Annotated in this window: 22 protein-coding genes; 5 read left to right on the forward strand and 17 right to left on the reverse strand. The window is 61.2% G+C overall.

The window, feature by feature from the left end; all coding sequences use genetic code 11:
• Positions 1-19: 19 nt before the first annotated feature.
• Positions 20-2,068: a methionine--tRNA ligase gene (metG, locus tag SLW74_RS08200; RefSeq protein ID WP_065992565.1), complete on the reverse strand. Its 2,049-nt coding sequence runs from the start codon at positions 2,066-2,068 to the stop codon at positions 20-22.
• A 183-nt stretch (positions 2,069-2,251) separates the two neighbouring features.
• On the opposite strand from metG, the gene apbC reads away from it, so the two are divergent.
• Complete coding sequence (gene apbC / locus SLW74_RS08205) at positions 2,252-3,346, forward strand: iron-sulfur cluster carrier protein ApbC (protein WP_296310250.1); 1,095 nt, start codon at positions 2,252-2,254, stop codon at positions 3,344-3,346.
• Positions 3,347-3,510: 164 nt separating this feature from the next.
• Here the strand turns inward: apbC and SLW74_RS08210 are convergent, their stop codons facing one another.
• Positions 3,511-3,720 carry a cold-shock protein gene (locus tag SLW74_RS08210; RefSeq protein ID WP_002554837.1) on the reverse strand — a complete coding sequence of 70 codons (210 nt, stop codon included), beginning with the start codon at positions 3,718-3,720 and terminating at the stop codon, positions 3,511-3,513.
• 310 nt (positions 3,721-4,030) lie between these two features.
• On the opposite strand from SLW74_RS08210, the gene dcd reads away from it, so the two are divergent.
• Together dcd and SLW74_RS08220 are read left to right on the forward strand one after the other, a co-directional pair.
• A complete protein-coding gene (gene dcd, locus SLW74_RS08215; RefSeq protein WP_002554836.1) occupies positions 4,031-4,597 on the forward strand; it encodes a dCTP deaminase in 567 nt (188 codons plus the stop codon).
• Between the two features lie 109 nt (positions 4,598-4,706).
• The gene (locus tag SLW74_RS08220; RefSeq protein WP_065992572.1) at positions 4,707-4,925 is read left to right on the forward strand and encodes a hypothetical protein; all 219 of its coding nucleotides are present in this window, start codon (positions 4,707-4,709) and stop codon (positions 4,923-4,925) included.
• 124 nt (positions 4,926-5,049) lie between these two features.
• Here the strand turns inward: SLW74_RS08220 and pdeM are convergent, their stop codons facing one another.
• The 13 genes from pdeM to SLW74_RS08285 form a co-directional block, all read right to left on the reverse strand.
• A complete protein-coding gene (gene pdeM / locus SLW74_RS08225) occupies positions 5,050-5,706 on the reverse strand; it encodes a ligase-associated DNA damage response endonuclease PdeM (RefSeq protein ID WP_410928577.1) in 657 nt (218 codons plus the stop codon).
• Positions 5,703-8,195 carry a ligase-associated DNA damage response DEXH box helicase gene (locus SLW74_RS08230; RefSeq protein ID WP_410928578.1) on the reverse strand — a complete coding sequence of 831 codons (2,493 nt, stop codon included), beginning with the start codon at positions 8,193-8,195 and terminating at the stop codon, positions 5,703-5,705. The genes pdeM and SLW74_RS08230 overlap by 4 nt, the downstream gene beginning before the upstream one ends.
• 278 nt (positions 8,196-8,473) lie before the next feature.
• Positions 8,474-9,238 (reverse strand): ABC transporter ATP-binding protein, encoded by a 765-nt coding sequence (locus SLW74_RS08235; protein ID WP_065992575.1) that lies wholly within the window; start codon positions 9,236-9,238, stop codon positions 8,474-8,476.
• A 12-nt stretch (positions 9,239-9,250) separates the two neighbouring features.
• Positions 9,251-10,369, reverse strand: coding sequence for a succinylglutamate desuccinylase/aspartoacylase family protein (locus SLW74_RS08240; RefSeq protein ID WP_410928579.1), 1,119 nt, complete (start codon positions 10,367-10,369; stop codon positions 9,251-9,253).
• A 9-nt stretch (positions 10,370-10,378) separates the two neighbouring features.
• Complete coding sequence (locus SLW74_RS08245; RefSeq protein ID WP_065992577.1) at positions 10,379-11,089, reverse strand: ABC transporter permease; 711 nt, start codon at positions 11,087-11,089, stop codon at positions 10,379-10,381.
• Positions 11,086-11,814 carry an ABC transporter permease gene (locus SLW74_RS08250; RefSeq protein WP_065992578.1) on the reverse strand — a complete coding sequence of 243 codons (729 nt, stop codon included), beginning with the start codon at positions 11,812-11,814 and terminating at the stop codon, positions 11,086-11,088. Before SLW74_RS08250 ends, SLW74_RS08245 begins: the two co-directional genes overlap by 4 nt.
• Before the next feature lie 79 nt (positions 11,815-11,893).
• On the reverse strand, positions 11,894-12,676 hold the full coding sequence (locus SLW74_RS08255) for a transporter substrate-binding domain-containing protein (RefSeq protein WP_065992580.1): 783 nt from the start codon (positions 12,674-12,676) through the stop codon (positions 11,894-11,896).
• Between the two features lie 379 nt (positions 12,677-13,055).
• Entirely contained in the window at positions 13,056-14,771 is a 1,716-nt protein-coding gene (locus SLW74_RS08260; RefSeq protein ID WP_410928580.1) for an ATP-dependent DNA ligase, read from the reverse strand.
• Positions 14,768-15,820 (reverse strand): ligase-associated DNA damage response exonuclease, encoded by a 1,053-nt coding sequence (locus tag SLW74_RS08265; RefSeq protein ID WP_410928581.1) that lies wholly within the window; start codon positions 15,818-15,820, stop codon positions 14,768-14,770. Before SLW74_RS08265 ends, SLW74_RS08260 begins: the two co-directional genes overlap by 4 nt.
• A 587-nt stretch (positions 15,821-16,407) precedes the next feature.
• Positions 16,408-18,891, reverse strand: coding sequence for a penicillin acylase family protein (locus SLW74_RS08270; RefSeq protein WP_410928582.1), 2,484 nt, complete (start codon positions 18,889-18,891; stop codon positions 16,408-16,410).
• 129 nt (positions 18,892-19,020) lie between these two features.
• Entirely contained in the window at positions 19,021-19,665 is a 645-nt protein-coding gene (locus tag SLW74_RS08275; RefSeq protein WP_410928583.1) for a glutathione binding-like protein, read from the reverse strand.
• Positions 19,666-19,787: 122 nt separating this feature from the next.
• Positions 19,788-19,994: an SEC-C metal-binding domain-containing protein gene (locus SLW74_RS08280; RefSeq protein WP_065992586.1), complete on the reverse strand. Its 207-nt coding sequence runs from the start codon at positions 19,992-19,994 to the stop codon at positions 19,788-19,790.
• 4 nt (positions 19,995-19,998) lie between these two features.
• On the reverse strand, positions 19,999-20,484 hold the full coding sequence (locus SLW74_RS08285) for an LEA type 2 family protein (RefSeq protein ID WP_065992587.1): 486 nt from the start codon (positions 20,482-20,484) through the stop codon (positions 19,999-20,001).
• 102 nt (positions 20,485-20,586) lie between these two features.
• On the opposite strand from SLW74_RS08285, the gene SLW74_RS08290 reads away from it, so the two are divergent.
• Positions 20,587-21,174, forward strand: a complete 588-nt coding sequence (locus tag SLW74_RS08290; RefSeq protein ID WP_410928584.1) for a hypothetical protein — start codon at positions 20,587-20,589, stop codon at positions 21,172-21,174.
• A gap of 41 nt (positions 21,175-21,215) precedes the next feature.
• On the opposite strand, the gene SLW74_RS08295 is transcribed toward SLW74_RS08290, so the two are convergent.
• Together SLW74_RS08295 and SLW74_RS08300 are read right to left on the reverse strand one after the other, a co-directional pair.
• Positions 21,216-21,689: a YchJ family protein gene (locus SLW74_RS08295; protein ID WP_065992592.1), complete on the reverse strand. Its 474-nt coding sequence runs from the start codon at positions 21,687-21,689 to the stop codon at positions 21,216-21,218.
• 10 nt (positions 21,690-21,699) lie between these two features.
• Entirely contained in the window at positions 21,700-22,197 is a 498-nt protein-coding gene (locus SLW74_RS08300; RefSeq protein WP_065992593.1) for a DUF6231 family protein, read from the reverse strand.
• 243 nt (positions 22,198-22,440) lie between these two features.
• Here SLW74_RS08300 and SLW74_RS08305 point away from each other — a divergent pair, with 243 nt between their 5' ends.
• Positions 22,441-23,142 (forward strand): OmpA family protein, encoded by a 702-nt coding sequence (locus SLW74_RS08305; protein WP_410928585.1) that lies wholly within the window; start codon positions 22,441-22,443, stop codon positions 23,140-23,142.
• The last annotated feature ends 214 nt before the right edge of the window (positions 23,143-23,356 follow it).

A 23,356-nucleotide genomic window follows, 5' to 3' on the forward strand; every position in this document is an offset into this window, starting at 1 on the left:
TGTGGCGGTTCGGGGCGGCTTACTTGATGCGCTGACCGGGCTTGGCGCCGCTGTCAGGGCTCAGCAGGTAAATCTCTTCACCGCCAGGACCCGCTGCCATCACCATCCCTTCGGAGATACCGAAGCGCATTTTCCGCGGCTTCAGGTTGGCGATCATCATGGTCAACCGACCCTCCAGCTCTGCCGGGTTCGGGTAAGCGCTCTTGATGCCGGAGAAGACGTTGCGCTTCTCGTCGCCGATATCCAGCGTCAGGCGCAGCAGCTTGTCGGCGCCTTCGACGTGCTCGGCTTTTTCGATCAGCGCGACCCGCAGGTCAATCGCCGCGAACGCATCAAAGTCGATCTCCGGGGAGAGCGGGTCTTTCGTCAGTTCGCCATTGCCCTGTGGTGCCGCACCAGTGTCAGTGGCGCTGGCGGCCAGGTCTTCTTTCGATGCGTCGGTCATGGCTTCCACTTTTACAGGGTCGATGCGGGTCATCAGGGGCTGGAACGGGTTGAGCTGATGATTGCTCAACAGCGTCTGGTGGTCATCCCAGGTCAGTGGCGCAACGTTGAGGAATTGCTCGGCGTCTGCGGCCAGATTCGGCAATACAGGCTTGAGGAAGATCACCAACTGACGGAACAGATTGATGCCCAGTGCGCAGATCGCCTGGACCTCGTCCTGCTTGCCTTCCTGCTTGGCCAGCGACCAGGGTGCCTTGTCTGCAATCCAGGCGTTGGCGCGGTCGGCCAGGGCCATGATTTCGCGCATTGCACGGGCAAAGTCACGTGCCTCGTAGGCATCGGCAATGCTTGGCGCTGCGGCATGAAAAGCGTCGGTCAGCTCGGGCTCTGCGTTGCCCGCCACCAGCAAACCTGCGTTGCCTTTCTGAATGAAGCCCGCGCAACGACTGGCGATGTTAACCACCTTGCCGATCAGGTCAGAGTTGACCTTCTGCACGAAGTCCTCAAGGTTCAGGTCAAGATCGTCGACGCCACGGCCCAGCTTGGCGGCGTAGTAGTAACGCAGGTACTCCGGCGACAGGTGCTCAAGGTACGTACGCGCCTTGATGAAAGTGCCGCGGGATTTCGACATCTTCTGGCCGTTGACGGTCAGGTAGCCGTGCACGTTGATGCCGGTAGGCTTGCGGAATCCCGAACCTTCGAGCATCGCTGGCCAGAACAGCGCATGGAAGTTGACGATGTCTTTGCCAATGAAGTGGTAAAGCTCGGTCGTCGAATCCTTGCGCCAGAAGGCATCGAAGTCCAGTTCCGGGCGACGTGCGCAGAGGTTCTTGAAGCTCGCCATGTAGCCGATGGGAGCATCCAGCCACACGTAGAAATACTTGCCCGGCTCGTCGGGGATCTCGAAGCCGAAATACGGCGCATCGCGGGAGATGTCCCACTGCTGCAGGCCGGAATCGAGCCATTCGGCGATCTTGTTGGCGACGGCGTCCTGCAACGTCCCGCTTCGCGTCCAGCTCTTGAGCATGGCGTCGAATGCCGGCAGGTCGAAGAAAAAGTGCTTGGAGTCCCGGAGCACCGGGGTTGCACCGGAAATCGCCGACTTCGGATCTTTCAGGTCAGTCGGGGCGTAGGTGGCGCCGCACTTTTCACAGTTGTCGCCGTACTGGTCTTCAGTGCCGCATTTCGGGCAGGTGCCTTTGATGAAGCGGTCGGCCAGGAACATTTTCTTTTCCGGGTCGAAATATTGCGTCACGGAGCGCGTGGCGATGTGGCCGGCGTCGCGAAGGCGTTTGTAGATCTCGCTCGACAGCTCACGGTTTTCATCAGCGTGGGTGGAGTGGAAGTTGTCGAAATCCACCAGGAAGTCAGCGAAGTCGGCGCTGTGCTCGGCCTGCACGTTGGCGATCAACTGCTCGGGCGTAATGCCTTCTTTCTCGGCGCGCAGCATGATGGCCGAACCATGGGCGTCGTCCGCACACACGTAAATGCACTGGTTGCCACGGTGCTTTTGAAAGCGCACCCACATGTCGGTCTGGATGTACTCGAGCATGTGGCCAAGGTGAATGGAACCATTGGCATAGGGCAGGGCGCTGGTGACGAGAATCTTGCGTGGCTCGGACATTGGGCTCGGCTACTTGAAGTGAAACGGAGGTCGGCCACTATAAAGGCCTGAGCGTTTTTTTTCATCCCGCGCTGCATGTCGGAATCTGCCGATGTGCTTGAAAGGAAACGTCGTTGCGTTCTTTATCGGACATACAAGGTAGGATGGCCGCCTGTTTTAGTCAGTCTTTATAGGGAGTCACCCATGAGCGCTGTCAATCGCGCAACGGTGGAAGCCGTCCTTCGCCAGTACACCGATCCTTACTTGAATCAGGACCCGGTCAGCGCCGGGTGTGTCCGCGCCATCGAGATCGAAGGCGACCGCGTGAGTGTCCAGCTGGAACTGGGTTACGCCGCCGCGCTGTTCCAGAACGGCTGGGCACAGATGCTGCAGATGGCGATTGAAGGGCTGGATGGGGTCGCCTCGGCCAGTGTCCGGATCGCCTCGGTCATTCATCCCCACAAAGCCCTCGGCCAGATCCCCGGCCTGGCCAATGTGAAGAACATTGTGGCCGTTGCGTCCGGCAAAGGCGGCGTCGGTAAATCCACGACGGCGGCGAACTTGGCGTTGGCGCTGTCCCGAGAAGGTGCGCGCGTCGGCATTCTTGACGCCGATATTTACGGCCCGAGCCAGGGCGTCATGTTCGGCATCGCCGAAGGCACCCGTCCCAGGATCAAGGATCAGAAGTGGTTCGTGCCGATCGAGGCCCATGGCATCGAAGTGATGTCCATGGCGTTTCTGACCGACGACAACACGCCGATGGTCTGGCGAGGGCCGATGGTGTCGGGGGCACTGCTGCAGCTGGTGACTCAGACCGCCTGGAATGATCTGGATTACCTGGTCATCGATATGCCGCCTGGCACCGGTGATATCCAGCTGACCCTCGCGCAGAAAGTGCCGGTCGCGGGCGCAGTGATCGTCACGACCCCGCAGGACCTTGCATTGCTGGACGCGAAGAAAGGCGTGGAGATGTTCCGCAAGGTCAATATCCCGGTGCTGGGTGTCGTCGAGAACATGGCCGTGCATATCTGCTCGAACTGCGGCCATGCCGAGCATCTGTTTGGCGAAGGCGGAGGGGAAAAGCTGGCGACGCAATATGGCGTCGAGCTGCTGGCCTCGCTGCCGCTGTCCATGTTGATTCGAGAGCAGGCCGATGGCGGCAAGCCGACGGCGATTGCCGAGCCCGAGAGCCAGATTGCGATGGTGTACCAGGAGCTGGCGCGTCATGTCGGCGCGCGTATTGTGTTGCAGGAAGCTGCGAGTGCGCAGATGCCGAACATCTCTGTGAGCGACGACTGATCAGCTGAAGCTGAAAGCTGGAGGCGCGATGTGCCGGACGATCGGCATGTCGCGTTAGCAAGAGGCGAGGTAGGGGGCAGCGGGGATGTGCAGCAGTAGCCTTTATGCAGGCGTAAAAAAACCCCGCTTTTGAGGGCGGGGTCTTTTAAGCGAATCAGTACAAGTTAGATAACTTGAACTTCTTCAGCTTGCATGCCTTTCTGACCGCGGGTAGCGATGAAAGAGACCTGTTGGCCTTCTTTCAGGCTTTTGAAGCCGTCAGATTGGATAGCTTTGAAGTGAACGAACAGGTCGTCACCGGATTGTGGAGTGATGAAGCCGAAGCCTTTTTCATCGTTGAACCACTTAACGGTACCAGTTTGGCGATTAGACATGGTGTATCTCCTTGGACAAAGTTAACTGCGACTCAGGAAATGCCCTGGCCGAGACTGAGTGCAAAGAGCAGGAAAAATTCTTGGAGATGGTTGGATCGAAATTCAACATCGTGTAGATATTCTCAGTGACACAAGCAACACAGTGGGGCCACCTTACCCCTTTTTCCGGAATGTGCAAAGGGTCTGTCCGAGATTTTTTCTTGAGGTGGCTCAACGACCTTAATGCGCACGGCGCGCAATCTTTGAACCCGGGGCGTTCGACCGGTAAGATGCCGGACATCTTTTTCACCTCGCTATTCAGGACACCGCCATGAGCATCAAATCGGACAAGTGGATTCGCCGCATGGCGCAGGAACACGGCATGATCGAGCCGTTCGTGGAGCGTCAGGTGCGCGGCGAAGGCGCTGATCGGGTGATCTCTTTCGGTGTCTCCAGCTATGGCTACGACGTGCGTTGCGCCGACGAATTCAAGGTGTTCACCAACATCAATTCGGCCACCGTCGACCCTAAGAATTTCGATGAAAAAAGTTTTGTAGACATCAAAAGCGACGTTTGCATCATCCCGCCGAACTCGTTTGCGCTGGCACGCACCGTCGAATATTTCCGTATTCCTCGCAATGTTCTGACCATTTGCCTCGGCAAGAGCACCTACGCGCGCTGCGGCATCATCGTCAACGTCACGCCCCTCGAGCCGGAATGGGAAGGCCACGTGACCCTGGAATTCTCCAACACCACCACGCTGCCGGCGAAGATCTACGCCAACGAAGGCGTTGCCCAGATGCTGTTTCTGGAATCTGACGAAGAGTGTGAAGTGTCCTACAAGGACCGTGGTGGCAAGTACCAAGGCCAACGCGGTGTAACGCTGCCCCGCACGTGATCACGCCATTTGTCAGCCCGTTACTGAATTTGTCTCGGAATTCGCACTCTATTGACTGAACTGTTCCCATCCGCACCATGCGGGTGGGGCCAACGCTCAGGAGTGCCCTATGAAGAGACACATCAACACCAGCAGCAATGAAACCGACCCGAGTCCCAATCAGGTTGGGTTGCTGGCTTGGTCGCTGTTAGCGCATCCACACCTCAATAACATGGTCGCCGGGGGTATTCCCGGGCAGCCGAATCCTGACACCCCGGACTTTGAGCAACCCTTAGAGCCGGGCGTGCCGACCATTCCGGACGAGCCACCGCCTGCACCGGTCGCTTGATTCAGCTCCCGCCGTTGCCTGGGCATCGGCGGGAACCTCCTGTCTTCTGCCAACTCAGTCGCGCCCACTTGGTTCGACCCGGTAAGTCACCAGAGCGTGCCTCGTCGATTGTTCGGCTTGGTGTTCAAACCGCCTCCCATACCGCCCCATCCCCCACCACGTAAACCCTGCTGTTTTCCGCCCGCTCGATGTTCATGCCGCCTGTAAACGCGCCAAACGCCGGCAGCAGACTCACGCGTGGCAATACGTAGAAACACGGCAGCCGCAAGCGCTGTCGTCCTCGTCCGTACAGCCGGTAGGCAGGATGTACATGGCCCGCTAAAACATGAAAGTCAGGGTGTGGGTCGGGTTCGTGCTGAAGCGCATACGGCCCCATGAACATCGGTTCCTCGACGATGTCCATGCGCAATTCCGGGGGTGGGTCGCCGGCACGCTTGTCATGGTTACCCCGAATCAGAGTGATCGCCAGACTCTCATGCTTGTCGCGCCATGCCTGAATGGCCGACAGCGTGCCGGCCGCGTGGGATTCTGGGGCGTGCAAAAAGTCCCCCAGAAAGATCAACCGGTCGCAGTCATAGCTCGCCAGAAGTGCATCCAGGCGCTGAAGGTTATCGTCGGTGGTGCCGTGGGGCACTGGCTGACCCAACCGTCGGTAGGCAGCAGCCTTGCCAAAGTGAGCGTCGGCGATCAACAGCGCCCGCTCGGCCGGGTAGTAAATCGCTTTGTCCGCCAGTAACCACAACTCCGCACCTGCCAGCTGAATCGACAGATACGGCCTCACGTCATGACCTCAGGCCCGGCGGCTTTCTCGAGATCGTTGACCATCCGTGCGATACGGTCGGAGAGTTTTTCGGTGCTGAGGCTTTCGCGCATGCGTTCTACCAGCAGCGGGAAGGCCAGCGGGGTGGGGCGTTTGATCACGTGCAAATCCAGGGTTCGATTGTTGATACGGCTCAGGGTTTGTTCGAGACGGGCCACGTCCAGCTCCTGCCGCAACACTTCCTCTTGAGCTTGCGTCAGCAGCAGGTTGCCGGCGTCGTATTGTTTGAATACTTCGAAGAACAATCCGCTCGACGCCTGGAGCTGTCGGTTGCTCTTCGGCGCGCCGGGGTAGCCGGAGAACACCAGCCCGGCGATGCGGGCAATTTCGCGGAAACGGCGCAGCGCCAGTTCGCCGGCGTTCAGGCTGGCAATGATATCGGCCAATAGCTCGTCTTCGGAGAACAGCTGGGTCGTCAGGCGCTCGTTCCAGTCGATCGGGGTGGCGCTGAGCAGCTCGAGGCCGTAGTCGTTCACGGCGATGGAGAAGGTCAGTGGCGTGTCGCGGCTCAGTCGCCACGCCAGCAGGCTCGCCAGCCCCAGGTGCACATGGCGCCCGGCGAAGGGATAAAGAAACAGATGCCAGCCTTCGCGGGACTTCAAGACTTCCGCCAGCAGCGTGTCCTTGCGTGGCAAGGCTGACCATTGCCGCTGCACTTCCAGCAGCGGGCTGACGATGTGCATCTCGGGGCTGCTGAAATCGCCCCGGGCAGCGGCATCGAATTTTTCGACAACGGCGTCTGCCAGTTCGTTGGAGAGCGGCATCCGTCCGCCATTCCAGCGTGGGACGGCGGCTTTTTTGCCCGTAGCCTTTTTCACGTACGCGGTCATGTTCTCCACGCGCACCAGTTCCAGCAGCCGACCGCTGAACAGAAACCCGTCTCCGGGTTTCAAGCGAGCGATGAAGCCCTCTTCGACGCTGCCGAGGGATCCACCTCCGCCGCCCTTGCTCCAGTACTTCACGTTGATGCTGGCTTCGCTGACGATGGTGCCCACGCTCATGCGGTGGCGGCGGGCCAGGCGGGCATCGGGGACGCGCCAGATGCCGTCTTCGTCAGGCTCGACGCGTCGATAATCAGGGTAGGCCGTCAGTGACAGGCCGCCGTAGCGCACGAAAGCCAAAGCCCACTCCCACTCCTCGTCGGTGAGGTCGCGATAGGCCCAGGCGGTGCGAACTTCGGCCAGTAGCGCGTCGGGCATAAAGCCGCCACCGAGGGCCATGCTCACCAGATGTTGCACGAGGACATCCAGCGGTTTGTAGGGTGATTCCCGGGGTTCTATCAGACGCGCGTTGACGGCGTCGCGGGCAGCGGCGGCTTCTACCAGCTCCAGGCTATGGGTCGGCACCAGCGTGACCCGTGACGGGCGGCCCGGCGCGTGGCCCGAGCGTCCCGCACGCTGCATCAGCCGCGCGACGCCCTTGGCCGAACCGATCTGCAGTACGCGCTCGACTGGCAGAAAATCCACGCCTAAATCGAGACTGGAGGTGCAGACCACAGCTTTCAGGTGGCCTTCTTTCAGCGCGCGTTCAACCCAGTCGCGGACCTCACGGGACAGCGAGCCGTGGTGCAGCGCGATCAACCCGGCCCATTCCGGGCGGGCTTCCAGCAGCGCTTGATACCAGACTTCCGACTGTGCCCGGGTATTGGTGAACAGCAGGCAACTGGAACTGCTGTCGACCTCGGCCAGCACCTGCGGCAGCATGCGCAGCCCCATATGTCCGGCCCAGGGGAAGCGTTCGATGGAGGGCGGCAGCAACGTGTCGACGATCAATTTTTTGACCACTTTGCCATGGACGGTGGTGCCGTGGTCGCCCACCAGCACCTGTTGCGCGTGGGCTTGATTGCCGAGGGTCGCGGAAAGGCCCCAGACGACCAATTCAGGATTCCACTGACGCAGCCGGGCCAGGGCCAGTTGCAGCTGAATGCCGCGCTTGTTGCCGATCAGCTCGTGCCATTCATCGACCACGACCATCTTCAGCGTCGACATCGTCGCCTGGGCATCGGCGCGGGTCAGCAGCAGCGTCAGGCTCTCCGGCGTGGTGATCAGCGCGGACGGCAGGCGCCGGCCCTGTTTGGCGCGCTCGCTGCTGCTGGTGTCGCCGGTGCGCAGGCCAACACTCCACGGGATCTGCAAATCCTGCAGCGGGCCTTCCAGTGCACGGGCGGTATCGGCGGCGAGGGCGCGCATGGGCGTGATCCACAGCATGCTCAGGGGAGCGGCGACGGGCTTGCGCTTGCGCGGCTTCTGCTCGGTCGATTCGGGTGCAGGCCGGGCGAACTGGTTGAGGGCGGCGAACCACACCGAGTAGGTCTTGCCCGCGCCCGTGCTGGCGTGCAGCAAGCCCGACTCGCCGCGAGCCACGGCGGCCCAGACTTCTTTCTGGAAGGGGAAGGGTTTCCAGCCACGCTCGGCAAACCAGCGCTTGGCGAAATTGACGGCTTTTGGCATGCGCAGGCTCTGGGAAGGGGTTAAGTCAGAGACCGCTCAGAGCGTGGAATAGTTTGATGGAATATCCGTTTGGATCGGTTTGGGAGCGGGCTACGCGTTGGCAAGGCTTGACTGCATACTTGTGGCAGCGAGCTTGCTCGCGAAGAGGCCAGTACAGCCAAAGAATCTCTGGTGGCTGAACCATAGCCTTCGCGAGCAAGGTGGAACGCCACCCCGGTCGCTCCCACAAGTGATGCGTATCCCGCACTGAGGCGGGGTGTCAGGCCGGCAGCAGGCGGCTACTTAAGATTCCCGCTCAAAAACTGCTGCAAGCGCTCGCTCTTCGGGCTGCCCAACACGTCGTCCGGGTGGCCCATTTCCTCAATCTGGCCCTGGTGCAGGAACACCACCTGATTGGCGACCTTGCGGGCGAAGCCCATTTCGTGGGTCACCAGAATCATGGTCCGGCCCTCTTCAGCGAGGCCCTGAATCACTTTCAACACTTCGCCGACCAGCTCAGGGTCGAGGGCTGAAGTCGGCTCGTCGAACAGCATGATTTCCGGTTCCATCGCCAGCGCGCGGGCGATGGCCACGCGCTGCTGCTGGCCACCGGACAGGAACGCGGGGTATTGATCGGCGACACGCGCCGGCAGCCCGACCTTGTCCAGGTATTTGCGTGCGCGGGCCTCAGCCTCCACCTTCGACACGCCCAGTACCCGCCGCGGGGCCATGGTGATGTTTTCCAGCACCGTCATGTGGCTCCACAGGTTGAAGTGCTGGAACACCATCGCCAGCCTCGTGCGAATCCGCTGCAGCTCGGCCGGGTCGGCGACGCGCATGCCGCCGGTGTCGCTGACCATGCGCACGGGCTGGCCGTCCAGGCTCATGGCGCCGTCATTGGGTTGCTCGAGAAAATTGATGCAGCGCAGGAACGTGCTCTTGCCAGAGCCGCTGGCGCCGATCAGACAAATCACGTCGCCGACGCTGGCCTTCAGCGACACCCCTTTGAGCACCTCGTGGTCACCGTAGCTTTTATGCAGGCCATCGATGGTCAGTTTGTACATGAAGGGCAGTCCTCAAGGAGAAAGTAAGTAGCCGCTGCGGTAGGCTTCGGTGCCGGCGACATGGGCGATGACCATGCCGGCGGTTGCCATGCGTCGCAATGAGCGGGCGTACATAAGGCCAGCGTTGGCCGTGTGGATCGGGGTCACTGCGTCGCTGATCGGGTCGATGACCTCAGCGATCAATTGCCCCGCCTCGACGTATTCGCCGGGCAGTGCGCAGAACACCAGCAGACCACCGACAGGCGTGGCAACCGGTTCGACGCCCGCCAGCGGGGTCGCCGGGTAAATCAGTTGGGGTGGCGCAACCGGCTCCCCGGCAATGGCGCCGTGGTGCATCAGGTAGCTGATGATCGCCTGACAGTCGCGGCTGGCGAGGGCGTGATTGACATCGCCCTGGCCGCGCAACTCCAGGGTGACGGAAAAGCTGCCCATAGGAATCGGGAAGTGCTTGGCAAAGCGCTGCTGCAGTTGCCACCAGACCAGCGTGAAGCATTCATCGAACGACTGTCCGCCGGAGTCGGTGGCCAGCAGGCTTGCCTGTGCGCCGAGATAACGCGACAGCGCTTCGACCTGGGGCCAGGCCTCAGGCGTGGTGTACAAGTGCTCGACGGATTCGAAATCGCAATGCAGGTCCAGCACCACATCAGCGTCACAGGCCAGGCGCTGCAGCGTCAGGCGCTGGGACTCCAGTTGGGTGCTGCCGACGCAGTTATTCAGTGCGCCCAGCAAGGTTTTGCGAATCAGTGCGACGTTGTGCCGGGAATCATCCGTCAGCAGCGCTTCGACTTCATCGCCCACCTGCTGACCGAGGTCGACGAAGCGGCGGTTGAAGTTCTGTCCGCTTTCAAGCTCGTAACGGCCCAGCGGCATGTCCATCAGGACCTGCTCCAGCCCGACGGGGTTGGCCACCGGAACGACCACCACCTCGCCGAGCAACTGGCCGGCGTTTTCAAGCTCGGCCAGCCGTTGCTTCAAGTACCAGGACACCAGCATGCCCGGCAGCTCGTCGGCGTGCAGGGACGACTGGATGTAAACCTTGCAGGCGCCGTGTTCCGGGCCGTAGTGAAAGCTATGGATCTGCCGCGCGGTGCCAGGCACCGGGGCCAGCAGATCATGGGTCTGGTGTCGCATGCAGGGTTCCTAGTGAGTCGGGCCGAGGAAGGCCAGCCAGCGGCGTTCAGCCAATCGGAACAGGCCTACCAGAATGAACGTGACCGTGAGGTAGATCAGCGCCGCGATACCGAACGACTGGAACGTCAGGAAGGTGGCCGAGTTGGCGTCCCGCGCGACCTTGAGGATGTCCGGCACGGTGGCGGTGAAAGCCACGGTGGTCGAGTGCAGCATCAGGATCACTTCGTTGCTGTAATAAGGCAGCGAACGGCGCAGTGCCGACGGCATGATGACGTAGGTGTACAAGCGCCAGCCGGTCAGGCCGTAAGCCTTGGCCGCCTCGACTTCGCCGTGGTTCATGCTGCGAATCGCACCGGCGAAGATTTCGGTGGTGTAGGCGCAGGTGTTCAAAGCGAAGGCGAGGATCGTGCAGTTCATCGCGTCCCGGAAGAACGCGCCGAGCATGGGCTGCTCACGCACGGCAGCGATGCTGTAGATGCCGGTGTAGCAAATCAGCAACTGGATATACAGCGGCGTTCCACGGAAGAGGTAGGTGTAGAACTGCACCGGCCAGCGCACCAGCGGATTGCGCGACACGCGGGCGATGGACAGCGGAATCGAAACGATGAAGCCAATGGCGATGGAGGCACTGAGCAGCCACATCGTCATGGCCAGGCCGGTGATGTTCTGGCCGTCCGTATAAAGGAAGGCGCGCCAGTATTCTTGCAGCAACTCGATCATCGTTGAGCCTCCCGGCTGCCGGCGGCATAACGCCGTTCGGCCCAGCGCAGGGCGAAGTTGGACACGCTGGTGATGACCAGATAGATCAGTGCGGCGATTACCAGGAAGTAGAACAGCTGATAGGTGCTTTTACCCGCGTCCTGCGCGGCTTTGACCAAGTCGGCCAGACCGATGATCGACACCAGCGCGGTGGCCTTGAGCACCACTTGCCAGTTGTTGCCGATGCCGGGCAGGGCGAAGCGCATCATCTGCGGGAATACCACCATGCGAAACCGTTGCGAACGGCTGAGCCCATAGGCCGTGGCGGCTTCGACCTGACCGCGCGGTACGGCGAGAATCGCACCGCGGAAGGTCTCGGTGAAGTACGCGCCATAGATGAAGCCCAACGTGATGACGCCGGCAGAGAAAGGGTCGATCTCGATGTAATCCCATTCCATCGCATTGGTGAGCGTGGTCAGCCAGGTTTGCAGGCTGTAGAAGATCAGCAGCATCAGCACCAGGTCCGGTACGCCACGAATCAATGTGGTGTAGATCTGGGCAGGAACGCGCAGCACGGCGGCTTTTGACAGTTTGGCACTGGCGCCCAGCAGGCCGAGCACAATGGCCAGCAGCAGCGACATTACCGATAATTTGACGGTCATCCAGGTGCCTTGCAGCAACAGCGGGCCGAAGCCTTTCAGGCTGAATGCTGACAGTCCCAGGTTTTGCAGGAGAGTTTCGAACATGTGCAACCTATACAGTCAATAAAAACGCCCGTGAACTTCAGCGACGGATTCTGGCTGAAATCAACGGGCGTCTGTTTGCTTATTTACCGCTGTACAGATTCAGATCGCCGAAGTGCTTCTTCTGGATCTCGGCGTACTTGCCGTCGTCGTGTAACGCTTTGATACCCTTGTCCAACAGCGCTTTCAGGTCCTTGTTACCTTTCGAGATGCCGACTGCGGTTTTGGCTGGCAGCAGGGGATCGTCGATAGGCTTGCTGACTTCATAGTCACCGCCTTGTGGCGATTTCAGGAAGCCCAGCTCGGCTTGCAGCATGTCTTGAACCGAGGCATCCAGACGACCCGAAACGAGGTCGGCATAGACCTGATCCTGGTTGGCGTAGGCCTGGGTTTTCACGCCAGCCTTGTCCAGAACGGCCTTGGCGTAGGCTTCCTGGATGGTGCCTTGCTCGTAACCCACGGTTTTGCCTTTGAGCGAGGCCGTGTCAGCACTCAGGCCGGAGCCTTTTTTGTAGACCAGTGAGGTAGGGCCGGAAAACAGTTCGCTGGAGAAGTCGATGACTTTCTCGCGGGCCGGGGTCACGGTCATGGAGGAGATCACGCCGTCGAACTTGTTGGCTTTCAGGCCTGGGATCATGCCGTCGAAGTCGCTTTCGACCCACTTGCACTTGACCTTCAATTCAGCACAAATCGCGTTGCCCAGATCGATATCGAAGCCTACCAGGCTGCCATCGGCGGCTTTGGATTCGAAGGGCGCGTAGGAAGGATCGACGCCGAAACGCAGCTCCTTGTACTCCTTGGCCATTGCGTTACCGGCGGCCAGACAGATGGCGAGAGCGGAAAGGGTCAGCCATGCTTTTTTCATCGTTCAGTCCTTAAAACCAAATTGAGCGTTGGGAACACGCGAAGGCTTGCTACCGGCAAAAGCCAGACCGCAAATAGACAGCAATTTCCGAACCAAAGAAACGAACGCGCGTTTTAAATGTACGGAGTTGTCGCAATGATGACTTAGCGCCATCTTTTGTCTTTTTTTGAGGCCCCGCAGGCATCGGCAGAGTAGCCGTATCCCGTTGAGAGTGGGCGAAAAAGTTGCAGCCTTTGGGGTGACCAGCGGCGCTTGTTGTGATGGAGGGGAGATTCGAAACGCCTGGCGGGGCTTGTCGCTGAGGGGTGCGTTTTTCAGCGCGCCCCATTTCAGCGCATTCGACGCGGACCGAAGCCAGGCCCGCGCACCGCGACGGTGCTCAGGCCAGCAGGTCCTGCAGCGTCGCCAGGCTGTCGGCTTCGGCAACGGGCTTGTCCAGGCGCCAGCGCAGCATCCTGGGGAACCTGACCGCGATTCCGCTCTTGTGCCGTTTCGACAGGGCGATGCCTTCGAAGCCCAGCTCGAACACCAGGGTCGGGGTAACACTTCGCACCGGGCCGAATTTGTCGACGGTGGTCTTGCGGATGATTGCATCGACTTTGCGCATCTCTTCGTCGGTCAGCCCCGAATACGCTTTGGCGAAGGGCACCAGCGTCCGTTCGCTGGACTCCGGCGGGCCGTCCCAGACCGCAAAGGTGTAGTCGCTGTACAGGCTGGCGCGGCGGCCGTGACCGCGTTGGGCGTAGATCAGCACCGCGTCGACGCTGAACGGGTCCATCTTCCATTTCCACCAGACGCCCATGTCCTTGGTGCGCCCGACGCCGTACATCGAGTCCCGTGCCTTGAGCATCATGCCTTCCACACCGAGACTGCGGGACGCCTCGCGCTGCCGGCCAAGGTCGAGCCAGTCAGTGCCGGTCAGCACGGGGGACGGCATCAATACCGGGCTCTGGGCGCTGGCGATGACTTTTTCCATCTGCGTGCGGCGCTCATGTTGCGGGCGACTGCGCCAGTCGTGGCCTTCCCATTCCAGCAGGTCGTAAGCCAGCACGACGACCGGCACGTCTTCCAGAATCTTCTTGCCCAGGGTTTTGCGTCCGATCCGCTGCTGCAGCAGGGCGAAGGGTTGTACCGACGGCGTCGCTTCGCCAGGTGTGCCGGGCGCAGGGGTGTCCAGCGCGAACTCGCCGCTCTCTGGATTCTCCGGCGTCGCGGCTTTCCAGACGACAATCTCGCCATCGATGACGGTGCCGTCGGGCAGGCACTGAGCCAGGGTGTGCAGTTCAGGGAAGCGATCCGTGACCAGTTCTTCGCCCCGCGACCAGATCCACAAGCGACCTTCACGCTTGACCACTTGGGCGCGAATGCCGTCCCACTTCCATTCCACCTGCCAGTTTTCGGCGGCGCCCAGCAGGTTCTCGAACTGATCGACCGGCTGCTGCAGCGCGTGGGCGAGGAAGAAGGGGTACGGCTGGCCACCGCGTTGGGCGTGTTCGTCGGCCGATTCTTCGGCGATGAGCTTTAAATAGCCTTCGGCGCTGGGGCGATGGGAAAGATCGGTGTACCCCACGAGTCGCTGGGCCACGCGCTTGCTGTCGATATCGGCCAGCGCGGCGAGGGCCCGTGTCACCAGCAGCTTGGAGACACCGACGCGGAAACTGCCAGTGATCAGTTTCAGGCAGACCATCAGGCTTTGCGGGTCCAGTTGCGACCAGAACGTCGGCAAACGCTCGAGCAACTCTTCCGGAGGCAGACCACGCAGGGGCAGCAGATGGTTTTCCATCCAGCTGGCCAGGCCTTCTTCGGAGCTGTGCTCGGCTTTGGGTAGCAGCAGCGACAGGGTTTCCGCCAAATCGCCGACCGCCTGATAGCTCTCCTCGAACAGCCATTCCGGCAAGCCGGACAATAACAGTGCCTGCTCACGCAACATGCGCGTCGGCACCAGTTGCCGTGGGCGTCCGCCGGCCAGGAAGTACACCGCCCACGCGGCGTCTTCGGGGGCGGCGTTGCTGAAGTAGGCCTGCATGGCCGCCAGCTTGGCGTTACTGGAGGTGGTAGCGTCGAGGTCCGAATAGAGTTCGGCGAAGGCCTTCATGAGGAGGCCTCGCCTGTCGATTCGGGGCCGGGTGCAGATTCGGTCTTGGCCGCTGCGTCGTCTTCTTCGTCGCCGTATTCGGTGCTGAAGCCTTGGGCGTCGAGGCCCAGTTCGCGCAGATAGCGCACCAGCACGGCCACTGAACCGTGGGTGACCATCACTCGTTCAGCGCCGGTGTTTTCGATGGCCCAGAGCAAGCCCGGCCAGTCGGCGTGGTCGGAGAGGGCAAAGCCTCGGTCGACGCCGCGCCGACGTCGGGTGCCGCGCAGCATCATCCAGCCGCTGGCGAAGGCGTCGCTGAATTCGCCAAAGCGGCGCATCCAAGTGCTGCCGCCGGCGGAGGGTGGCGCGACGATCAGGGCGCTGCGCAACGCGGGGTCGGTTTTTTTGAAGTCGCCGGCGTAGTGGGTTTCGGGGATGCGCACGCCGGCTTCGCGGTAGACGCGGTTCAGCGGTTCGACGGCGCCGTGGACGAGGATCGGGCCGATGCTGGGGTCGATGCCGTGGAGGATGCGTTGGGCTTTGCCAAATGAGTACGCGAACAGGACGCTGGCTTTGCCGGCGGCGGCATTGGCGCGCCACCATTCGTTGACCCCGGCGAAGATTTCCGCCTGAGGTTGCCAGCGGTAGATCGGCAGGCCGAAGGTGGATTCGGTGATGAAGGTGTGGCAGCGCACGGGTTCGAAGGGTTCGCAGGTGCCGTCGGGTTCGACTTTGTAGTCACCGGAGGCCACCCAGACTTCGCCTTGGTATTCGAGGCGGACCTGGGCGGAGCCGAGGACGTGGCCGGCCGGGTGGAGGCTGAGTTTGACGCCGTGGTGGGTGATGCTTTCGCCATAGGCGAGGGTCTGGAGGTTGATGTCCTGGCCCAGTCGGGAGCGCAGTATGCCTTCGCCGGGCGCGGCGGCGAGGTAGTGTTCGTTGCCGGTGCGGGCGTGGTCGCCGTGGGCGTGGGTGATGACGGAGCGTTCGACCGGGCGCCATGGATCGATGTAGAAATCACCGGGCGGGCAGTAGAGGCCTTCGGGGCGGGCAATGACGAGATCCATGGGTTAACCGGGTTTGGGGACTTGTCAGGTAGAGCGGTGGCGGGGCGCAGAAGTTCGGGGTTTTGACGCTAGATCAAGATCAAGATCAAGAGCGTCGGCCTAACGGCTCGACTGTTTCGGCTTCGCCGAGTCACTTGGAAAAGCACCCCCCTCTCTGTTCTAAAGAGCAGCCAAGGGTGCTTGCTCCTGGTTTGGCCCTTCCTTCGTCAGGGTTCCTTCACTCCGGTCTCGCTCCGTGGGCCCGCCGCCATCCGCCATCCATGGCGGGGGGCGGCTCTCGCGGCATCCATGCCGCTCGGCCCACTCCGCGAGACCTGCGTTCAGCCTGCACCAAAGTCGCGTTTGGCGGTGTCTGGGCTATTTGAGTTTGAAGATCAAAAGCGGATCAAAAGCTTCCCGGCTAAAGCCGGTCCTAAGTCGGCGCCAATCTCACTGGATGCATGCGATTTTTTGGTAGGACCGGTTTCAGCCGGGAAGAGGCCGGGTTGAGCGACGTCTATTTTTTGCGCCTTGACACTGATCGTTCCCACGCTCTGCGTGGGAATGCATCCCGAGACGCTCCGCGTCATCCCGGATGGCTCGGCCATTTACTTCCCGGGCGTCAGCGTCAGGCGTTGTTTGCCGTAGGCTTTTTCGAAGTTTTCCGGTTGCATCGGGACGGACATGTAGAGGCCTTTCATCCAGGGGTCGATGCCGTTGGCGTTGTACGGGCTGGCGGGGTTGCCGGATTGGCCCCCGGCGTTTTGCGCCATCATCGGTTCCTGCTGGGCGAAGTCGACGATGATGCGCATGGCCGGTACGACGGCGGCGTTGAAGTCCTGGCCCCAGTGGAAGCCCGACGCGTTCAGGGTGGTGTGGTCGCCGCCCGTGGCGATCGGGCCTTTGATCATGTTTGCCTTGTTGCCCCCCAGCGCCGCGCTGAGTTGGGCGCTTTGGGCGGTCCAAGTGATCTGGTGCAACTTGCCCCACTGCCAGGCTTTGTGATCGGCGCCGAGTTGAGCTTCGCCGAGGGTGATCGCAGCGGCCAGGCTGCGGGCGAGGATGGCGGGTTTGTCTTCTTTTTGCGGCGTTTTCACGTCGTCCCAATACGGACTGTCTTCACGGCCCAGCAGGTGATCGGCCTGGGGCGAGTAGGACAGGTCCGCACTTTGCACCAGCGCTTTCCAGGCAGGGCTGGTCTCCGGGCCGAGTTCGTCGAGGAAAGTCTGGCGGGCGCTTTCTTGCAGGAACAATTCGTAAATCGCCGCATCAGCCGAACCCGGCGACAACCTGCCGTCGAACGCCATCAGGCGGGTCAACGCATCACGGGCTTTGTCGCGCTCTGGTGCGGGCAGGGCGTCAATGGCCTGTTTCAGCGGTACTGACATGCCGGGCGCGGAGAACATTTTCTTCAGTTTGGCGGCGAAGGTCGTGGTCTGGTCGTATTGCATGGCGACGGTGCTGCGGGTGTCCTGCTTGCCGGCACTGGCCAGTTCGGCGATGCGTTCGGCGCGCTCCGGATAATCCCAGGAATTGGAGAGCTGCATGCCATAGCCTTTCGGCACCGTGCGTTGATTGGCGGTGGCGATCCAGCCCTGTTGCGAATCCTGATCGTACGGGTGCAGCATCGCGTCAGCATAGCCGTCCCAGTCGAACCGGCCGTCCCAGCCCGGCGAAGGAATCAGGCCGAGCCCGTCGCGCCGGTTCGGGTATTTGCCGGTCACCTGCCAGCCGGTGTTCGACGCATCGGCGAACACCATGTTCAAGGTGATGGCGCGGATTTCCCGGGTGGTGTCGAAGGCCCGCTGCACGTTCGGCGCACGGGTCAGGTCGAAGAGGGCATCGAGGGTTTTGTCGTCTCTGGCATCGGGCGTCTGCAGGGCGATGCCCAAGCCGCTGGCCAACCGCGCAGAACTTGCGTTGAGCAGTGCACCATGGCGTGTTTCGTAGGCGGGCTCGCGCACCGGGCTTTGGCCTTTGACGAAGTAGGTTTCCTCATGGGCTCCCGCCGCGACCCATTTGCCGTCGGTCATCACCATCAGCCGGTTGTTTTCACGCTTGAGCTTCTCCAGGAACAGGTCCTGGTTGTCGCCCATTGCAGGGCCCATGCCCCAGGCCAGTTTGCCGTTGAAGCCGGACAAGACCAGCGGCAATCCCGCAACGGTGGCGCCGGCGGCCTGGTATTTCGGCGAGCGGATCTGTACGAAATTCCACATCGACGGCACAGTCGGCGCCAGTTGACTGTCAGTGGCCAGCAGACTTTTGCCAGCGCGCGCGCGTTGCGGTGAGATCACCCAGTTATTCGACGCCGAAACCCCCAGCAGGTTGAGGTCGGAAAGCTGCAGCGCCGCTTTGTCCAGATCGCTCAGGCCCGCCAGCTGGCTGCCCAGATTCAGGCCCTTGAGCTTGTCGGCTTCAGCAAAGGGCAACTCCTCGTCGGGATAGGTTGGCAGCAGCCAGGCCAGCTTGTCTGGCCCGACTTTCTGCGCCAGCACCAGGGAGGAAATCTCCTCCTGCAGGTTCACCGACAGGCTGAAGTTGAGCAGGCTGAAAATCAGCGCCGAGTCTTCCGGCTTCCAGTATTCAGGCTTGTAACCCGAATCGGCGAGGTCAGCCGGCAGCTTGTCGCGATAGCGGAACAAGTAGGCGTTGACGCCGCGTGCGTACACCTCGAAGAAGCGTTTCAGGCGCGGCGAGGAGGCCGCATACAGCTGGCCGGCAGTCTGCTTGAGGTTGGCGGCGCGCATCATGCGGTCGAGGTCGAGGGCGCCCGGCCCTGCGATTTCCGACAGCCGGCCTTGGGCGAGCAAGCGCATTTGCATCATCTGGGTGATGCGGTCGGTCGCGTGAACGTAGCCGAGGGTGAACAGCGCGTCATGGAACGTGCTGCTCTCAATCAGCGGCATGCCCAGGTTGTTGCGGCGAATCGAGACGTTCTGTGCCAGCCCTTTAATGGCAAACACCCCGCTGGCAGGCGGCAGGCTGTCGCGGTCTTCACCCCCCAGCTGGCAACCGGCCAGGCTCAGAAGTCCGATCATGGCAGCGGCCGCGCTCATGCGCGTTTTCAGAGTTGAAAGGGCTGGCGAGGCCATGATGAAGCTCCTGCGGGGGGTGTGCGTAGAAAAGGCGCTACGTTAGAGAGCAGGCGAGCGCCACGCAAGCCGGGGGAGGGAGTTTATTTTCGCGATTTTCGCTCCACGGTGAAGGCGGCGTCTGTCCGTTCATGGCTTCGGCGGATTGATCTTGTCGGCCAGCGCATAGGCCCGCTTCACTGCATCGCGATTGGCGACCGTCTCGAACCAACGCTTCAGGTGCGGGAAGTCATCCAGGTTCTGTTCCTGAAACGTGTGAGGCACGATCCACGGATAGATCGCCATGTCCGCGATGCCGTAGTCCTCGCCCGCCACAAAGCTGCGATCGGCCAGACGTTCGTTCAACACGCCATACAAGCGCGCGGTTTCGTCGACGTAACGCTTGATCGCGTAGGGAATCTTCTCTTTGGCAAACCGGTTGAAATGGTGATTCTGACCGGCCATCGGGCCCAGGCCACCCATTTGCCAGAACAGCCACTGCAGGGTTTCCTCGCGGCCGCGCAGGTCCGTTGCAATGAACCGGCCGGTCTTCTCGGCCAGGTACAGCAGGATCGCGCCGGACTCGAACAGGCTCAGCGGTTCGCCGCCGTCAGCAGGTTCGTGGTCGACGATGGCCGGGATCTTGTTGTTGGGGGAAATCTTCAGAAAATCGGCTTCGAACTGCTCGCTCGCGCCGATGTTGACCGGGAAAATTTTGTACGGCAGGCCCGCTTCTTCGAGGAAAATCGAGACTTTGTGGCCGTTGGGGGTGGTCCAGTAGTGCAGATCGATCATTGCGCGCTCCAGGTGAAGTCATCACGACTGCCATTAAGGCTTGAGCTCTTTTACCCCTTCGGGCGTCGATCACACAAATAAAAACGGCCTGAAGATTCAGGCCGTGGAAGCATCCGAGAGCGTTACGCGCCGTGGCACTTCTTGAATTTTTTCTCGCTGCCGCAAGGGCAAGGGTCGTTGCGGCCGACGTCCTTGAGCGTGTTGCGGACCGGCTCTTGAGGCGCGTGGCCGCAATGCGGGCCGTGCACGTGGCCGTGGTCATGGTGGTGATCGTGATGGTCGTGATCGTGGTCACAATCGGGACCGTGCACGTGGGCTTGCTGGTTCATGGGGTTACTCCGGAATCAAATCGCCGGGGATTATGTCGCCATTGCGCCCGATGCGCACGCTGTGTCCGAATAAAAATCCGGTCTTGAGCTTGCCTTCCAACCGGTAATGCACCGGCTGATTGGCTTTGCCGAGCACCTTGGAGATGTCCTTGAGGTGTTCCCACAGATTGGTGCGGATCGGCACGGAAAAGTTTTTGTGGCTGTTGGCTTTGACGATGAACCAGTCGCTGTAGACGCCTTCGCTAAGCAGCATGTCGTTGAGCAGGATTTTGTAGCGCAGGCCGCGGACCAACAGGCTGGAGTCATTGGGGTTGTCGACCCGAAAGCGCAGCTTGAAGTCCTGACGCAGCAACTTGGCCTTGACCACTTCCACCTTCAGCAGCTTGACGTCGGGGTCTTCGAAGCCGCCGGTTATCCAGGTCGAGCAGCCCGACAGCGCCAGGAGCGCGAAGAGGCCTGCGATTCTGAGGACGTGTGCTGCAAACATCATGGGTCGCTCCCTTTTATGCCCGGTCTGACCGCCACTTCACGTGACTCGCCGTTCTCTACAGCCTGCGCCATACTCGCGCCATGTGTCGAAGGAGTATTGACCATGCAGCGCTACGAAATCGTATTTTCCGGCCAACTGGTGCCCGGCGCGCAGCCGGATCTGGTCAAGGCCAACCTGGCAAAGCTGTTCCAGGCGGACGCTCAGCGCATCGCGTTGCTGTTCTCCGGCCGTCGGCTGGTGCTGAAAAACAACCTCGATGAGGCCGCCGCCGAAAAGTACCGCTCGACCCTCGAACGCGCCGGGGCCATGGCCCAGGTTGTGTCGATGGTGCCGGTTGTGGAGGCGCCGGGTCTGGTCGAGGTGGAAGAAGTTGAACTGGCGCCGCCGCCGGACGAGCCGACCTGGACGCGCAAGGCGTCAAGCCTGACGCCGCCCAACGACGCCACCCCGCCGCGCAAAGCCAGCGTCAAGCCGCGCGATGTGTACATGGCTGCATTTGTGGACGTCGAGGCGCCGGACTTCACGCTCTCCGAACCGGGCCAGGACGTGCAGGATCCGAAGATGCCGGCGCGTGCGCCGCAGCTTGACCTGTCCGGCTTGAGCCTGGCACCGGCCGGCGCTGATCTGGGTCAGGACAAGCCGGTTGAGCACGCGCTGGTGCCGGACGTTTCCCACATCAGGCTGGCCTGAGGACTGCCTGTCGCTGAGTGGTGACTGGCGTCGCGGAAAAGTCAGGTGAGATAAGCCGAACAGCACTTCTTGAATTTCTGCTGACTGCCGCAAGGGCAGGCGTCGTTACGACCGGCTTTGATCGACACTGTCGGGTCGATGAAATACCAGCGTCTGTCATGCTGCACGAACGCCGAGCGCTCGCGGTGACAATGCTCGCCGTCGGCATCGTGCCAGCGGGCGGTGAAGGTCACGAATGCATGTTCAGGCTGACCGCCGATCAACTCCGCACCCTCGACTTCCAGACCCAGCCAGGTGCTCCGGGCGCTCCACTGGCTGATCGCGTCACGGTCCAGCCCGGCCTGTTGCGCCGGCAATGTGGTGTCCAGCAAATAATCCACCAACCCCAGCACATAAGCGCTGTAGCGCGAACGCATCAGCGCTTCGGCGCACGGCGCGGGCTGACCGGCGTGATAGCGACCGCAGCAACCGTCGAGAAGATTGCCGCTGCCGCAAGGGCATATTGCGCTGCTCATGATGCGTTTCTCACCACCAGTACTTGCCGTAATTCTCCGGATTGGCCCAGAACTTCGCGTTCAGCCAGTCCGGCACCTGTTTGTATTCGCGCAGATCGTAGGTGAACAGCGTGAGCACTTGTTCATCCCGGGAAAACCGTTCACTGGCCTGCAGTGCCAGCGAGTAGAAATCCGTGGACTGCCAACCGCAGGCATCAAGATCCGCCAGCACGGCAATGCGGCTGGCATTGAGGTTGCGGATACCGCCCAACAACTCCAGGCCCGTACGTTTGGGCATGTGTTCAAGGCAGTCCACCACCAGCGCCAGATCGAAGCGCTGTCCGGCCAGGTCGGCGGGTAAGAGACCTGGCCCCGCGTGGGCCAGCTCGGTCTGCGGATGCGCTTCTTGAAAGGCCTGCAACGCCGGGAAAGTCTCGGCGCCAACCAGCAGCAAACGATTCGGCGCATAGAGGTCGAGCAGGGCGGCCAAGGCCTGTTGCGGCGTGCGGCTGGAGAAGCGGTCGGTCATTGGAGATCCTCGTTCAGGCGGCAAGGTTAGCGTGCTGAACTTCAATGGCCTAGTGCTTGCAGGCTTTCATTTCGCATTACAACGACGCGTACGGAGTGAAGGCGGAAGGCTGTTCTGCACAGAAGAGCCCGAGTTGTGCGGTGAAATCCGGTAAAACCCCCGTCATCCGGGTGGCGAACGGCCCCACACGCGTCTTTACTGCATTTCAGTCGGTTTTAGCCGATACCAAAGGAGAAGAAACGTATGAGCATGATTCGGACAGCGTTACCTCTGATTCTGGTGACCAGTGTATTGACGGGATGTGCGGGTTTGCAAAAGACCGACTGGCCTCTGTGTGCGGCCGGGGGCGCGCTGAGTGGCGCTGCGATCGGCGCTTTCCAGAGCGCGTCGGTGGCGGCAGGCTTCGGTGCTGCAGTGGGCGTCATGGCAGGCGCATATTGCTGGACCCACGGGGACGGCGATGATGACGGCGATGGCGTCCTCAACAGCCTGGACAAATGCCCGAACACACCGAAAGGCACCCCGGTCGATGCCACCGGTTGCCCGATCGTGACACCGGCCCCTGAACCGATGGCCGCGCCGGTGGTGCTGCCGAAAGAAGAAATCATCACCATCCGTGACGTGCACTTCGAGTTCAACAAAGCCACCCTGACACCGGGTGACAAACAGCAACTGGACATGGTTGCGACCAAACTCAAAACCGAAGCGCCGAACGTGCAACTCCACGTCAGCGGCCACACCGACAGCGTGGGCAGCGACGCCTACAACCAGAAACTGTCGCAAAAACGCGCGCAATCGGTGACCGACTACCTCGTCAGTGCCGGCATCCCGCGTGCCTCGTTCGTGTCCGTCGAAGGTGACGGCGAAGCCCGCCCAGTGGCCGACAACAAAACCGCCGACGGCCGAGCGCTCAACCGCCGCGTCGAGATCAAAATCAACCGCTGAGACAAGGTTGAAGCCATAGAGGAAGCCCCGGCCTGGAAACCCGGGGCTTTTCTATTTCTTGAATTCGGCTTCCTATTCAAGAAAACCATTGTCCAGACGGGCCCCTTCCCGGCTAAAGCCGGTCCTATGTATGGACTCGCCCCCACATTCAACCTGCTTTTCGAACACTGCTACCCGGTTGCATCTATGTATAAGGCCTGTTCGAGGAAGCATC

It is taken from the genome of Pseudomonas sp. W5-36 (genome assembly GCF_046540455.1).
GTDB classification, from domain to species: Bacteria; Pseudomonadota; Gammaproteobacteria; order Pseudomonadales; family Pseudomonadaceae; genus Aquipseudomonas; species Aquipseudomonas graminis_B.